The organism is Halobacterium rubrum (assembly GCF_021729015.1).
GTDB lineage: Archaea > Halobacteriota > Halobacteria > Halobacteriales > Halobacteriaceae > Halobacterium > Halobacterium rubrum.
In genome coordinates this window covers 49,486-63,679 of the sequence record NZ_JAJQQZ010000003.1, presented here as the reverse complement: position 1 = coordinate 63,679, position 14,194 = coordinate 49,486, and the positions used below count along the sequence as shown (strand labels likewise).

At 70.1% G+C, this 14,194-nt stretch carries 13 protein-coding genes and 1 tRNA gene; 13 read left to right on the top strand and 1 reads right to left on the bottom strand.

What is annotated here, in order from left to right:
- Window positions 1–64: 64 nt before the first annotated feature.
- The 12 genes from LT971_RS11685 to LT971_RS11630 all read left to right on the top strand — a co-directional run bounded on the left by LT971_RS11685 (window position 65) and on the right by LT971_RS11630 (window position 9,667).
- Window positions 65–1,183 (top strand): monovalent cation/H+ antiporter subunit E, encoded by a 1,119-nt coding sequence (locus LT971_RS11685; RefSeq protein ID WP_237007111.1) that lies wholly within the window; start codon window positions 65–67, stop codon window positions 1,181–1,183.
- Entirely contained in the window at window positions 1,180–1,455 is a 276-nt protein-coding gene (locus LT971_RS11680; RefSeq protein ID WP_237007110.1) for a cation:proton antiporter, read from the top strand. The genes LT971_RS11685 and LT971_RS11680 overlap by 4 nt, the downstream gene beginning before the upstream one ends.
- Window positions 1,452–1,781 carry a monovalent cation/H(+) antiporter subunit G gene (gene mnhG, locus LT971_RS11675; protein ID WP_237007109.1) on the top strand — a complete coding sequence of 110 codons (330 nt, stop codon included), beginning with the start codon at window positions 1,452–1,454 and terminating at the stop codon, window positions 1,779–1,781. The genes LT971_RS11680 and mnhG overlap by 4 nt, the downstream gene beginning before the upstream one ends.
- Complete coding sequence (locus tag LT971_RS11670; RefSeq protein WP_237007108.1) at window positions 1,778–2,308, top strand: DUF4040 domain-containing protein; 531 nt, start codon at window positions 1,778–1,780, stop codon at window positions 2,306–2,308. The genes mnhG and LT971_RS11670 overlap by 4 nt, the downstream gene beginning before the upstream one ends.
- A complete protein-coding gene (locus tag LT971_RS11665) occupies window positions 2,305–2,784 on the top strand; it encodes an MnhB domain-containing protein (RefSeq protein ID WP_237007107.1) in 480 nt (159 codons plus the stop codon). Before LT971_RS11670 ends, LT971_RS11665 begins: the two co-directional genes overlap by 4 nt.
- The gene (locus LT971_RS11660; protein ID WP_237007106.1) at window positions 2,781–3,137 is read left to right on the top strand and encodes a cation:proton antiporter subunit C; all 357 of its coding nucleotides are present in this window, start codon (window positions 2,781–2,783) and stop codon (window positions 3,135–3,137) included. The genes LT971_RS11665 and LT971_RS11660 overlap by 4 nt, the downstream gene beginning before the upstream one ends.
- Complete coding sequence (locus tag LT971_RS11655; protein WP_237007105.1) at window positions 3,130–4,662, top strand: monovalent cation/H+ antiporter subunit D family protein; 1,533 nt, start codon at window positions 3,130–3,132, stop codon at window positions 4,660–4,662. The genes LT971_RS11660 and LT971_RS11655 overlap by 8 nt, the downstream gene beginning before the upstream one ends.
- A complete protein-coding gene (locus LT971_RS11650; protein ID WP_237007104.1) occupies window positions 4,659–6,290 on the top strand; it encodes a proton-conducting transporter transmembrane domain-containing protein in 1,632 nt (543 codons plus the stop codon). Before LT971_RS11655 ends, LT971_RS11650 begins: the two co-directional genes overlap by 4 nt.
- Window positions 6,290–8,074 carry a Na(+)/H(+) antiporter subunit D gene (locus LT971_RS11645; RefSeq protein ID WP_237007103.1) on the top strand — a complete coding sequence of 595 codons (1,785 nt, stop codon included), beginning with the start codon at window positions 6,290–6,292 and terminating at the stop codon, window positions 8,072–8,074. Before LT971_RS11650 ends, LT971_RS11645 begins: the two co-directional genes overlap by 1 nt.
- A gap of 59 nt (window positions 8,075–8,133) precedes the next feature.
- Window positions 8,134–8,700: a hypoxanthine/guanine phosphoribosyltransferase gene (gene hpt, locus LT971_RS11640; RefSeq protein ID WP_237007102.1), complete on the top strand. Its 567-nt coding sequence runs from the start codon at window positions 8,134–8,136 to the stop codon at window positions 8,698–8,700.
- A 148-nt stretch (window positions 8,701–8,848) separates the two neighbouring features.
- Window positions 8,849–9,529 carry a DJ-1/PfpI family protein gene (locus LT971_RS11635; protein WP_237007101.1) on the top strand — a complete coding sequence of 227 codons (681 nt, stop codon included), beginning with the start codon at window positions 8,849–8,851 and terminating at the stop codon, window positions 9,527–9,529.
- Window positions 9,530–9,592: 63 nt separating this feature from the next.
- Window positions 9,593–9,667 (top strand) — tRNA-Met (locus LT971_RS11630).
- A 359-nt stretch (window positions 9,668–10,026) separates the two neighbouring features.
- Here the strand turns inward: LT971_RS11630 and LT971_RS11625 are convergent.
- The gene (locus LT971_RS11625) at window positions 10,027–11,586 is read right to left on the bottom strand and encodes a lipopolysaccharide biosynthesis protein (RefSeq protein ID WP_237007100.1); all 1,560 of its coding nucleotides are present in this window, start codon (window positions 11,584–11,586) and stop codon (window positions 10,027–10,029) included.
- 142 nt (window positions 11,587–11,728) lie between these two features.
- On the opposite strand from LT971_RS11625, the gene LT971_RS11620 reads away from it, so the two are divergent.
- Window positions 11,729–14,167, top strand: a complete 2,439-nt coding sequence (locus LT971_RS11620) for a DUF2298 domain-containing protein (RefSeq protein WP_237007099.1) — start codon at window positions 11,729–11,731, stop codon at window positions 14,165–14,167.
- Window positions 14,168–14,194: the final 27 nt, after the last annotated feature.

Below are 14,194 nucleotides of genomic sequence, written 5' to 3'. Positions count from 1 at the left end.
ACGACAATGACGACAGCCACGCGGCCGCCGTGCGGTCTGCGGCCCGAACCACCGGAGGTGAGAGATGTCGGGGGGTAGTAGTCTGCTCGTCCCGGTCGAGGACTCCGTGACGCTCAGGCAGACGGTCGCGCACGCCGTCGGTCGGGCGCGGGACGCGGACGGCGCGGTGACGCTGCACTTCGTCTGTCCCGTCTCGGAGCGGCCACTGGGCGGCGAGGACAGTGCGGTCGCGGGCGAAGCCGAGGAGCTCCTTGACCGGGTCGCGGTCTGGGCAGACGAGGACCTCGGCGAGGAACCCACCCGGGTGACGGTCGAGACGGCCGTCGTCGGCGCAGACGTCTACCTGTTCAACCCGGGCGACTACGCCGACGTGCTGGTGGCGTACGCGCGCCGGAACGACGTCGACACCGTCGTGCTCGACCCCGAGTTCAATCCGCTCGGGATGGCGCCACTGCTCCCGCCGCTGGAGCGAGAGCTCGAGGGCGCGGGGCTGGCAGTGGAGCTGGCGCCCGTCGACCGTGCGACCCGCCGCGGGCCGCTGACCCGGCCGGCGGGCCTCGACCAGTTCGCGCTGCTGTTCGGGTCGACGTTCGGTTTCTACTTGCTCATCGCCGGCACTCTGACGCCGTTCAACCTCGCGACCGGTGCCGTCACAGCCACTATCGTGGCGGCGGTGCTGCGCCGCATCTCCACGCAGGGGTCGGTCGAGCTCGGCCAGCTCGCCGGGCGAGTCGCCCGGATGGTCGTGTACGTCCCGTACTTGCTCTGGGAGATCGTGAAGGCGAACGTCGACATCGCGAAGGTCGTGTTGCATCCGCGGCTCCCTATCGACCCGGCCGTCGTTGAGTTCGACGCGGCGGTCTGGTCGGAGCTGCCGGCGACGACGCTCGCGAACAGCATCACGCTGACGCCGGGGACGCTGACCGTCGACGTGACCCAGCGCCACTTCACCGTACACAGCCTGACGAAGGGGGCTCGCAGTGACCTGCTCGCGGGCAGTCTGGAGCGGGCGGTCCGGTTCGTGTTCTACGGGCGGACGGCGATGCGGCTGCCGACGCCCGCGGAGCGCGGTGAGACACCGGATGGCAGCGTGGACGGCGCTGGCACCGACGAGCCGGAGGAAGTCCGGTCGGCCGTCGAGCGCGTCGAGGTCGACGCCGACTCCGGGGGTGGTGACGAGTGAGCCTCGTCCCGGACATCCTGCTGGCTGGCGCGAGCGCGTTCATCCTGATCTCGCTGGTCGTGCTCTACCGGGTGCTCGACGGGCCGACGATGCAGGATCGCGTCATCGCGGTGAACGCCATCGGGACGAACATCGTGGTCATCCTCGCACTGGTCGGGGCGGCGACGGACACGCCGGCGGCGCTGGACATCGCCATCGTGTACGCGCTGTTGAACTTCCTGATGAGCATCGCCATCTCGAAGTTCACGGTCGAGCGGGGTGGTGTGCTGTGACGCCGACCGAAATCGCGGTCGCTGTGCTAATCGCCGGCGGCGTGTTCTTCACGTTCGTCGCCGGGGTCGGCCTGCTGCGGCTGCCGGACGTCTACACGCGCACCCACAGCGCGTCGAAAAGCGACACGCTCGGGGCTGGGCTGGCGCTGGCCGCCGTGGCGGTGACGTTCGGCGCAGACCTGCCGACAGTCAAGGCGGCGCTGCTGGTGTTGTTCATGTTCGTCACGAACCCGACGGCCGCGCACGCGATCGCTCGGGCCGCCGCGGACCAGGGCATCGAGCCGTGGACCGTCGACGACGACGAGAGCGGAGGTGGGAACGAGTGAACATCGAACTGCCACTGCTGGCGTTCGTGCTCGCGTCGGCGCTGGCGACGGCCGTCCTCAGGGACGTGCTGGGCGCCATCATCGCGTTCGCGACGTACAGCCTCGGCATCTCCGTCGTCTGGGTGGTGCTGCAGGCGCCGGACGTCGGCCTGACGGAGGCTGCCGTCGGCGCCGGCGTGACGACGGTCCTGTTCCTGCTCACCATCGCGAAGACGGTGCGGCCGACCGGCGAACGCGTCTTCGAGCGGCTGGACGTCCCGGCGCTGGGCGTGTCCGTGCTGCTGGTCGGCGTCCTGCTGACGACGCTCGGCGCACTGCCAGAGGTCGGCAGCCCGGACACCGCCGTTCTCACGTCCGAGGTGACGACGTACTACCTCGAGAACGCCTACAAGGAGGCCGGCGTGAAGAACGCCGTGACGGCGGTGCTCGCGGCCTACCGTGGGTTCGACACCCTCGGCGAGGCCGTCGTCGTCTACTCGGCCGGCGTCGGACTGCTGGTCGTGCTCGGCAAGGAGGTGTTCGCGTGAGCGAGTCCGAACCGGACACCACGGCTGCGGGTCGGTCGTACGTCGAGAGTTCCATCATCATGGCGACGGTCCGCGTGGTGTCGCCGTTCGTGTTCACGTACGGCCTGTTCGTGATGTTCCACGGCGCGGACTCCGCCGGTGGCGGCTTCCAGGGCGGCGTCATCGTCGCCACCGTGATGTTGATGCTGGGCATCGCGTTCGGCATCGACCCGCTGCGGGAGTGGGTCGGCGAGTCCGTCCTCGTCGGCATCGTCACTGGCGGCGTCGCGGCGTTCCTCGCCATGGCCGTCGGCACGGTCGCGCTCGGCGGGGCGTTCCTCGACTACCCCGCGCTCGGCATCCACCACGCCAGCAAGTACGGCATCGAAGCGGTAGAGCTGTTCATCGGCGTCATCGTCGCGGGCACCATCACCGGCCTGTTCGTCGCCATCGACGCCGGGAAAGACGAGAATAGCGGAGGTGACGACGACCAATGATAGAGGCAATCGCCGCGAAAGACTACTACATCGCGACGTTCCTGTTGCTCGGCATCGGGACGTACGTCATGATCGCTGCCGGCAACCTGGTGAAGAAGGTCATCGGCATGAACATCTTCCAGACCGGCATCTTCCTGTTCTTCATCGCGTCGGCGTACGTCGAGGGCGGGAACCCGCCGATACTGACGACGGAGGGACCATACGTCAGTCCGCTTCCCCACGTCCTCATCCTGACCGCTATCGTCGTCGGCGTGGCGCTGACGGCGGTGGCGCTCGGGATGATCGTCCGCATCTACGCCGAGTACGGGACCCTCGAGGAGGACACCCTCCAGGAGGTGCGTCACAGTGAGTGACCTCGTCCCGTTCGCGGTGGCGGTCCCCATCTTCGGGTCCATCGTCGCGCTGGCCGCCGGCGTCTTCCGGTCGAAGAGCGGGTGGGCGGTCGCGGTCGGCGCGTCCGTCCTCCAGCTCGCCGTCGCGGGCACGCTGGCGGCGTCGGCGTTCGGCGACGAGCGCATCAGTTACGTCGTCGGCGGCTTCGACGTGCCGTTCGGCATCGAGCTCGTCGTCGACGGCCTGTCGGCGACGGTGCTGCTGCTGGTCGCCGGCGTCGCGCTGGGCGTGCTCGCGTACGCTCGCCGCGCGGGCCCGCGGTCGAACCCGTTCTACGCGACCTACCTGCTGCTGGTCGCCGGGCTCTCGGGGATGACGGTCACCGGCGACCTGTTCAACATGTACGTCTTCCTCGAGATCACGGGGCTGGCGGCGTACGCGCTGGTCGCCTCCGGCGAGGACGGTCGGTCGCCCGTCGCGGCGCTGAAGTACCTCATCGTCGGGACGTTCGGCGCGTCGCTGTTCCTGCTCGGTATCGGGTACGCGTACATCGGCACCGGCACGCTGAACATGGCGGACCTCGCGGTGAAGCTCGCGGAGAGCGCCGCCGTCGACCCGACGCTCGCGCAGGCGGCGTTCGCGCTCATCGTCGTCGGACTGTTCATCAAGGTCGCCGTGTTCCCACTGCACACGTGGCAGCCGGACGCTTACGCCGGCGCGCCGGACACGGTCAGCGGCCTCATCTCCGCGCTCGTGTCGACGGTCGCGGCGTACGCGCTGCTGCGCGTCGTCTACACGGTGTTCGGCACCGGCTTCCTCGAATCGAACCCGGTGGCGGAGGCGATGCTGGTCGGCGGCGCCGTCGTCAGCATCGTCGTCGGCAGCCTGCTGGCGGTGTCCCAGTCCGAGGTCAAGCGCATGCTCGCGTACTCCTCGGTCTCCCAGTTCGGGCTGATCGTCGCTGCCGTCGCCATCGGGAACACCACCGCGCTCGTCGGTGCGGCCATCCACCTCGTCGGTCACGCCGTGATGAAGGGCGGGCTGTTCCTGACCGCCGGGCTCGTCGCGACCGAGACGGGCGCTCGCACCGTCGAGGAGTTCAACGGCCTCGTCGATCGCAGCCCGGTCGGCGCCGGCGCGTTCGGCGTGCTCGCCGTGTCGATGGTGGGCGTCCCGCCGACCGTCGGCTTCGCAGGCAAGTGGTACGTCGCCGTCGGCGCCGCCGAGTCGGGCGCGTGGGCGCTGCTCGCCGTCATCGTCGCGAGCACGCTGCTCACGCTCGCGTACTTCGCGCGGCTCGTCGAACGCATGTTCTTCCGGGAGCCCGCGCCGCAGCCAGCCGTCGAGCGGGCCGGCGCGACGACGTCCGCGGAGCCGGCCGACGCCGTCGCCGACGGTGGCGGCGGTGACCCCCGCGGCGCCTCGCTCGGGATGTACGCGACCGTCGTCGGCGCCGCCGTGCTCGCGGTAGCGCTCGGCTTCGCCGCGTTCGGCTACGGCGAACTCCTCGAACCGACCATCGAACGCCTCCTGCTCTCGCCATGAATGAAATCCCCTCACTCCGGCCACTCGCTGCGGTACTCGCCCCGGCGGTCGCCGTGGCGCCGATTCTGGCGTCCGGCGCCCGCCCGAACCTCAGGGAGGCCTGGACCGTGCTCGCGTCCGTGCTCACGCTCGGACTCGTCGCGAGCATGGTGCCCGGCGTCCTCGCGGGCGACGTCTACGTCACCGAACTCGGGTCGCTCGTCCCGTACGTCGACCTCGCGTTGCACGCCGACGCGCTCGGCATCCTGTTCGGGCTGCTGGCGAGCACACTCTGGCTGGCGACGAGCTTCTACAGCGTCGGCTACATGCGGGGGCTCGGCGAACACAGCCAGACCCGGTACTTCGCCGCGTTCGCCGGCAGCGTCGCGTCTGCGGTGGGCGTGGCGTTCGCCGCGAACCTCGTGGTGCTGTACCTGTTCTACGAACTGCTGACCGTCGCGACGTACCCGCTGGTCGCCCACGACGAGACCGACGAAGCCCGGGCGGCCGGCCGCAAGTACCTCGCGTACACGTTCGGCGGCGGGGTCGCTGCGCTCGCCGGCATCCTGCTCGTCGTCCACCTCGCCGGCACGACGACGTTCGTCGCTGGCGGAATGAGCGGCCTCGCCGGCGCCGACCCGACGCTCGCGCGAGCGGCGTTCGCGCTGCTCATCACCGGCTTCGGCGTGAAGGCGGCGCTGATGCCGCTGCACTCGTGGCTGCCGGACGCGATGGTCGCGCCGACGCCCGTCTCCGGGCTGCTGCACGCCGTCGCGGTCGTCAAGAGCGGCGTGTTCGGCATCGCGCGCGTCCTGCTGGACGTCTTCGGCGTCGATCTCGTGGCCGCGCTGGGCGTCGGCACGGTTCTGGCCGCCGTCGCGGCGTTCACGCTCGTGGTCGCGTCGGTCATCGCGCTCCGCCAGGACAACCTCAAGCGCCGGCTCGCGTTCTCGACGGTGAGCCAGCTCTCCTACATCGTGCTCGGGCTCTCGGTAGGCGCCGCGGCTGCGCCCGGCGAGGCGACGAAGTGGGCGCTCGTCGGCGGACTGCTGCACATCCCTGCACACGCGTTCATGAAGCTCACGCTGTTCTTCTGTGCCGGCGCGCTCCACGTCGAGACTCACACCGACGACATCTCGAACATGGCCGGCATCGGCAAACGCATGCCGCTGACGATGGGGGCGTTCGCCGTCGCCGCCGCCGGGATGGCCGGCATCCCCATCGTCGCCGGGTTCGTGAGCAAGTACTTCCTGCTGCTGGGCACCGTCACCGCCGGCGACCTCGTGTTCACGGCGGCCCTGCTGGTGTCTGGCGTCCTCAACATCGCGTACTTCTGGCCGGTCGTCTACACGGCGTTCTTCGAGTCGCAGGGCGACAGCGACGAGAAGCCGCTGCTCTCGGGCGTGCTCGGCGGCCGGTTCGGTCGCGCGGCGCGCGCCGACGGCGGCCACCACGGCGAGAGCGACGACCACGGACCGTTCGAGCGGCGCGCGCCGAACGGCGCCGAGGGCTCGTGGTTCGTCGTCGCACCGATTCTGTTCGCCGCAGCCGGCTCCGTCGTGCTCGGCGTCGTGCCGGACGCAGCGGTGTTCCTGCAGGTCGTGCGTGAGATCGTCGCCGGTGCGACGGCGATGGGGGTGGTCGTCTGATGGTCGACCCGCTCGTCCCGCCGTTCGTCCCGGTGTTGCTGGCCGCCGTCCTGCTGCCGTTCCTCGGCCGCCGGACGGGCCACGCGCTCGGCGCGCTCGCCTCGGCGGCGGTCGTGCCCTACGTCTGGCTCGTCACCGAGGGCGCCCACCTGCCGGTGCAGCTGTTCGGGTTCGACGCCGTGCTGTTCAACGTCGACCCGTTCTCGACGCTGATGGGCGTCATCTTCGGGTTCATCGGCGCCATCGGCGTGCTGTACTCGTACGCCAGCGACGCCGAGAACCTCCAGACGGCGTTCGCACTGGGCTACGTCGGCACCAGTCTGGGCGCCGTCTTCGGCGGCGACTGGCTCAGCCTCATCTTCTTCTGGGAGCTGATGGCCGTCACCAGCACGCTGCTCGTCTGGCATTACGGCGGGAAGGCCGTCCGCGCGGGCTTCCGGTACGCGCTCGCGCACGGCATCGGCGGTACGCTCCTGCTCGGCGCCGTCATCTGGCACTTCGCCGAGACCGGGACGTTCCTGTTCGGCTCGGTGCCCGGCGGCCCGGAGACCGCCGGGATGGCCGGCGGCGTCGCGCCGGTTCTCGCCGCCCTCGGCATCGGCGTGAACGTCGGCTTTATCGGACTGCACGCGTGGCTGCCCGACACCTACCCCCGGCCCCACGTCGCCGCCAGCGTCTTCCTCTGCGTGTTCACCACGAAGACCGGCGTCTACGGCATGTACCGCGTGTTCCCGCAGGACGGCAACGTCGCCGTCGCCTACATGGGCGGCGCGATGGCCGTCTTCGGCGCGACGATGGCGCTGTTCCAGAACGACATGCGGCGCCTGCTCTCCTACCACATCCAGTCGCAGGTCGGGTACATGGTCGCGGGCGTCGGCATCGGCGGCGCGCTCGCGCAGGCCGGCGCGTTCGCGCACGTCTTCAACCACATCCTCTACAAGGGACTGCTGTTCATGACGGCGGGCGTCGTCGTCTACCGCACGGGCGAGGAGAGCCTGAAGAAGCTCGGCGGGCTCGCGTCGGAGATGCCCATCACCGCGGGCGCGTTCTCGGTCGCCGCGCTGTCCATCGCCGGCTTCCCCGGGTTCAACGGCTTCGTGTCGAAAGGTATCGTCATCTCCGCGAGCCACTACGCCTTCGAGAAGGGGCCGGTCGTCCTCGGTGAGTTCTACACGCTCGAACTGCTGTTGCTCGTCGGGGGCGTCGGGACGTTCATGTCCTTCATCAAGTTCGGCTACTACGCGTTCTTCCACGGCACCTACGACGGCTCCGTGAGAGACGCCAACCGCGGGCAGTCCGTCGCGATGGTCACCGTCGCCGCGCTCTGCGTGGTCTACGGGCTGTTCCCGGGCGCCCTGTTCGCGCTGCTGCCGTTCGACGTGACCTCGGCGGCCGTCGTCGCCCACGTCTACCACACGTACACGACCAGTCACATCCTCGAGGGCGTGGCGCTGGCAGCCCTCGGCCTCGTCGGGTTCGCGCTCGTCAAGAAGCCGCTGTCGGGCCTCGGGCGCGTGCCGGACGTCGACAACGTCCACAACTCTGTGACGTTCTACGCGACCCGTGCCCTCGTCGTCGGTGTGACTGAGCTGTACGCCGCCGTCGACCGCGTCGTCGTCGCCACCGCGAGCGCGACGACCGCCGCCGTGCGTGCACCCGGCGCCGTCGCCGGGCGTGTCACCGGCAGCGACGACCCGGTGTCGCTGCGCGCGGACTACAGCACGAGCATCCTGCTGGTCGCCGTCGTGCTCGCCGTGCTCGTCGCCGCGAGCGTCTCCCTGTAGACACTCACACGGCGGGGTTCGTTCCGTCACCTTTTCCTCACCCCGCGAGTACTCCCTGCATGGATAGGCTCAAGCAGTCCCTGCTCGACGCGCCCATCATCGAGAAGGACGGCTACCACTACTTCGTCCACCCCATCAGTGACGGCGTCCCGATGCTGGAGCCGGAACTGCTGCGGGAGATCGTCATCCGAATCATCCGGAAGGCCGAACTCGACGAGGTCGACAAGATCGTCACGCCCGCCGCGATGGGCATCCACATCTCCACGGCCGTCTCCCTGATGACCGACATCCCCATCGTCGTCATCCGGAAACGCGAGTACGGCCTGCCCGGTGAGGTCGCGCTCAGCCAGCAGACGGGCTACTCGGAGAACGAGATGTACATCAACGACGTCCACGAGGGCGACCGCGTGCTCGTGCTGGACGACGTGCTGTCGACGGGCGGCACGCTGCGCGCCATCACGGACGCCCTCGAACACATCGGCGCGGACGTCGCTGACGTGGTCGCCGTCATCAAGAAGGCCGGTCCGAACGAACTCGACGACACGGACACCGACGTGAAGACGCTCATCAACGTCGACGTCGAGGACGGCGACGTCGTCATCGTCGACGCGGAAGGCGACGACTGACACGCCAGCCAGCTGAGCGACACTGGCAGACCCGGCACAGCCGACCGGGACCTGTGGACTCGGTGGACTGGGCCGGTACTGACGGACCCGGCGGGACTCGCGGGCGGCAGGCGGCTTTTCCTCCGTCCCGACCTACGGTGGGACAGCTATGCCTTCGGCACTACTGGTCGTGAGCGAGGAAGGGTACTGGGGCGAAGAGTGCGTCGAGCCGCTGACCACGCTGGACGACGCGGGCTTCGACGTGACGGTCGCGACACCGAGCGGCGGCCCGGCGGTCCTCGACGAGCGCTCGGTCGACCCCGAGAACGTCGACGAGGAGACGGCCGAGTGGGTGCGCGACGTCCACGAGACCGACGAACGACTGAACGACCCCGAGCCGGTGGCCACCGAGGCGGCCGCCGACTACGACGCGGTCGTGTTCCCGGGCGGCCACGGCACCGCGTGGGACGTCAATCAGGACGTCGACGCGCGCCGCATCCTCCGGAACGCGGTCGGCGGCGACAGCGAGAAGGCGCTGGTCGTCTGTCACGCGGTCGGCATCCTGGCGTGGGCGCGCGACGACGACGGCGACCTGCTCGTCGACGGGCGCTCCGTCACGGGCTTCCCGAACGCCTGGGAGGAGGGCATCGTCGACGACCTCGACCGGATGCCGGACGGCCGGAAGCTCCCGTACTGGGTCGAAGACGAGGTGACGGCCGCGGGCGCCGACTGGGACGCGGAGCTCGACGCGGACACCAGCGTCACCGTCGACGGCGACCTGCTGACGGCCCGCGGACCGGCGTCCTCTGCGGCTGCCGCGCAGACCCTGCTGGACGAACTCGACGTGTAGGGATATCTCCCATACGGCGACGGAATCAGAACCCTTAACTGTAAAACGGGGTTACGAGGAATCAGCGGGATGGGATAGCCAGGAGATTCCGCCGGGCTCATAACCCGGAGATCGGTAGTTCAAATCTACCTCCCGCTACTCCTCTGGAACTCGACTCCTGAGCCTCGCCTCCGTGCGAGGCGTCCCGAGAGTTCCTGCGATGTGGCGGAGTAGATTTGAACCACGTCAGTCGCAACCGAGCGCAGCGAGGTTCGTCTGACGGGCGGTTCAAATCTACCTCCCGCTACTTCTCCTGCGAAACCAACTGCGCAGTCTCGTCTGCGCAGTTGGTTCCATCCGTGTAGTCCGGGCGTAGATTTGAACCCAGCCAGTCGCAGCACGAACGAAGTGAGCAACCGTCTGGCCCCGGTTCAAATCTCCCTCCCGCTACTCTCCTTCGGACGTTCGACCACGCAGTCTCGGCTGTGTGGGTTTCGCCGTCCGGGTAGTCCGCGCGCTCAGAGCGGGACGGCGTCGGCGACGTCGTCGCGGTAGCGCGCGGAGAGTTCGCGGACGACGATGCGGTCGCGGGGGTCGACGCCGAGTACGTGGAGCGCCACGAGGTAGGTGGGGAGGCCGACAGCGGCGCCGGCAGCGATTGCCAGTGGGCCGTCGGCGAGCAGCGATCGGACGCCGAACATCGCGGCGGTCATGGCGGCGCCGGCGGCGAGCGGGCGGAGGAAGGTGGCGTCGAACGGCCAGAGGCCCTCGAAGCGCCGGAGGAGGAGCACCTGGAGTCCGTTCTGGATGGCGATGGCCAGCGAGGTGCCGAGCGCCGCGCCCGCGAGCCCGAACTCGAGGACGAAGACGTACGTGAGTGCGACGTTCAGCACGGCGAGCAGCCAGTCCAGCGCCATGCGGGCGTACTGGTGGTCGGTCATCATGAGCAGCCAGCCGGTCGCGCCGACGGCGCTGCCGACGAACACGCCCGCGAGGTAGAGGACGAGCGGGACGTACCCCCGCGTGTAGGTCGGGCCGAACAGCGCGAGAAGTTCGCGGCCGAAGACGAGCTGGACGGCGAGAATCGGGACGACGGTGGTGACGATGAGTCGCGTCACCGACGAGTAGACGGCGTTCAGGGTCTCGACGTCGCCGCTGGCGTGGAGCCGCGAGGCGACGGGCGGGAGGAGCTGATTGAACGACATCAGCGGAATCCACGCGACGGAGATGAGCACGAGCACGACGTTGTAGACCCCGGCCGCGACGGCCGTGAGGAGCGCGCCGACGAGGAGGATGTCCGCGCGGTTCTGGAAGATCTTCCCGAAGCTGCTCATCGCGACCGGGGCCGCGTGGTCGTAGAACTGGCGGGCGTCCTGACGCAAGCCTCGCAGCGTGGGCGTGACACCGGTGATGCGAGCCGTGATGGGGAAGCCGAGGACGACGAGGACGAGCATGCTGGCGACGTACGCGCCGGCGACGCCGACCACAGAGTACCCGAGCGCGAGCGCCGCGAGCGCGCCGACGAGCCGGACGGCGGGCCGGAGGAGCTTGTTGAACAGCACTTCGCCGCGAGCGGAGCCGTCGGCGCGGAAGGTGGCGGCGTACACCATCACGAGGCCGACGAGCAGGACGAACGCGCCGAGCAACCGCATCGCTGCCGGGAACATCGGGTGGTCGACGGTGGTGGCGTCGAGCCACGGCGCGGCCAGCCAGACGCCGAACGTGATGAGGAGCCCGACGCCGGCGGTGGTGAGGTAGGCGAGCCCGGTCACGCGGGAGCGGCGTTCGGCGTCGTCGTCGGCGGACAGGTACCGCTGGAGGGTGGGGACGCTACCGAAGGTAACGAGCCGGGACAGCAGCTGTGCGACCCGCCACGCGAGCGCGTAGACGCCGTACGCGACGGGGCCGAGGCCGCGCGCGAGCACGAACTCCACCGCCGCGACGAGCGCGCGCTGGGCGGAGACGCCGCCAGACGTCACGACAGCGCCGTGGGCGATAGTCAACAGCGCGTCGCGCTCTTCGTCGGGTACCGCTTCCCTTGCTCCCGTCGCCTCGTGGCCGTCGGCGCTGTCCGGCATCGGTCTGTCTTCCGGGAGTCCGCTTCGCCGATTAAGCCATTCGGTCCGCAGAATCCCGGCAACCGACGAGGGGTAGCTGAGCGGGCGGGACGCTCGGACGGAACCCGAAAGCGTTTGGCGAGTGCTGCCCACGACTCCGGCAATGGAGTACGGCGTGGTCGTCCGGTGGTGGCTGTTCTTCCAGGTGTTGCTGGTGGCGGGACTGCCGCTGACGGCGCGCCTGCTGCCGGACGCGCCCGACCGGGGAGCGTCGGTGGCGATGCCGCTGTCGCTGGTGGTGGTGACGCTGGTGACGCTCTGGGTCGGCCAGGTCGCGTTCGGGCCGGTCGCCGTCGCCGTCGTGTTCGTGGCGTTTCTGGCAGCGTCGGCGTGGCTCGCGCGTGGCGGCGTGGGCGTTCCCCGGCGGGCGTTCGCGGAGGTCGTGGCGGTGTTCACAGTCGCGTTCGCGTTCCTGATTACGATTCGGGTGGCGGCCGACGGCGTCCACCCCTACGGCGGCGAGAAGTTCCTCGACATGGGGCTGGTCCAGAGCCTGCTGCGGGGGAGTCGACTACCGCCACAGGACATGTGGTTCGCGGGCGAGCGCGTCGTCTACTACTACGGCGGGCACCTGATGACGGCCATCGGCGCCCACCTCACGGCGACCGAGGGGCGGCTCGCGTACAGCCCGGCGCTGGCGGGCTTCTACGCGATGGCTGTCACGGCCGCCTACGGCCTCGCCAGCACGCTCGCCGCAGCACTCGGCAGCGACGACGGTGGTGACGGTTCAGCCACCGGGGACGACGACCGGGTTGCCGGTCGAATCAGGGCCTCGACCGCACTCGGCGCCGCAGGCGTCGTGTTCGTGGCGATGCTGCTGGCGACGGGCGTCGACTGGGTGTTGCTGGCGCTCCCGGCCGCGGGCGCGGCGCTCGCGGTGACGCGGTCGCGGCGGGTGCGAGCGGGCGTGCTGGCGGCGTTCGTCTACGGGTTCGCGAGCAATCTCGGGACGCCGGTGCGGCTGCTCGCCGCGCGCGTCGACGTCGTCCGGGACGCGGTGGCGGCCGCGGGCATCAGTTCGAACCGACAGCCCGCCATCACACCGAGCGAGTTCGACGCCTGGCACGGCAGCCGGTTCGTGGAGACCGGCATCAACGAGTTCCCGCTGTTCGCGTACCTGAACGGCGACCTGCACGCACACATGATGAGCGTCCCCGTGCTGTTCCTCGCGGTGGCGGTCGGGCTGGCGTACTACCGGACGCCGCCCGAGCAACGAGGCAGGCGGCTGGCGTTGCTGTTCGGCGGCTTCCCGGTGGCCGCCGCGGCGATTCTCGCGGTGAACACGTGGAGCTTCCCGGCGGTCCTCGGCGTGGCGGCGCTGTCCGTCGCGCTCGCCGACGCCGCACCCGGGACGCTGCTACCCGCTCGCGCCCGGGCGTGGGCAGACCGTGGCTCGACGGTCGGCCGGGAAGTCCAGCGAGTGCTGCTGGCGGTCGTCGCAGCGGCGGTCGTCGCCGCGCTCGCGCTCGTGGTCGCGTGGCCGTTCGTGCGGAACGTCCTGCTCTCGGGCGCGAGCAACCAGCACCCGGCCGCGTTCCCGGAGCCGTCGCTGCTGGGGGCGTTCCTGTTCGTCCACGGGCTGTTCCTCGTGGCGTTCGCGGCGTACCTCGTCTCGCGGGTCGCCGACAGCGCCGCCGGCTGGCTGGCTGCCGGGCTCGCGGCGCTGGGACTGGTGGGCCTCGCGTACGCTGTGGACCCCGTCGTCGCCGGCGTCCGGTTGGGCGTCGTTGCGGTGCTACTCGCGGGACCGCTGCTCGCCGGCGCGTGGGCGCTCCGGCGGCGCGCCGGCGTCGGCTTCGAGGGCGTGCTGGTGGTCGCGGGCGCCGGGCTCGTGGTGCTCGTGGAGTACGTCTACCTCGCCGACGCGGCGTCCTTCGAGCGCTTCAACACGATATTCAAGGTGTACGCGCAGGTCTGGGCGCTCTGGGCGATTCCCGCCGGCGTCGCGCTGGCGGCGCTGGCGTCGCGCGTCCCGTCGGCGTCCCGGGCCCGGTCGGTCGGCGGCACCCTGCTGGTCGTCGGGCTCGTCGTCTCGACGTCCATCTACGGCGGGCTGGCGCTGTCCGCGCACTTCGGGAGCGCCGACGGCGAGGCCACCATCGACGCCTTCGAGTACGTCCACGAGGAGCGGCCGGGCGAGGCAGCGGCCATCGAGTGGCTGCACGAGAAACCCGGACAGCCACACATCGTCTCCGCGCCCGGGACGACGCCGTACTCGTGGCAGAACCCGGCGTCGAGTCTGACCGGGATTCCGACGGTCGCCGGCTGGGTACACGAGGCGAACTACCACAGCCAGTCGGCGTGGGACCAGCGCGTCAGCGACGTCGGCATCGTCTACGAGACGACCGACGCGGCGTCGCGGGCCGCGTTGCTCCGCAAGCACGACGTCGAGTACGTCTGGGTCGGTCCCGTCGAGCGCGAGCGCTACGACGTGGCGCGAATGGGCGACGAGCCCGGCATCAGCACGCCGTACGCGACGCCGACGGTCGTCGTCTACCAGGTGAACCAGTCGGCGCTGACGGACGCGCAGCCGGGGACCTGACACAGTCCGGACTGGCGGCCCGGCGAG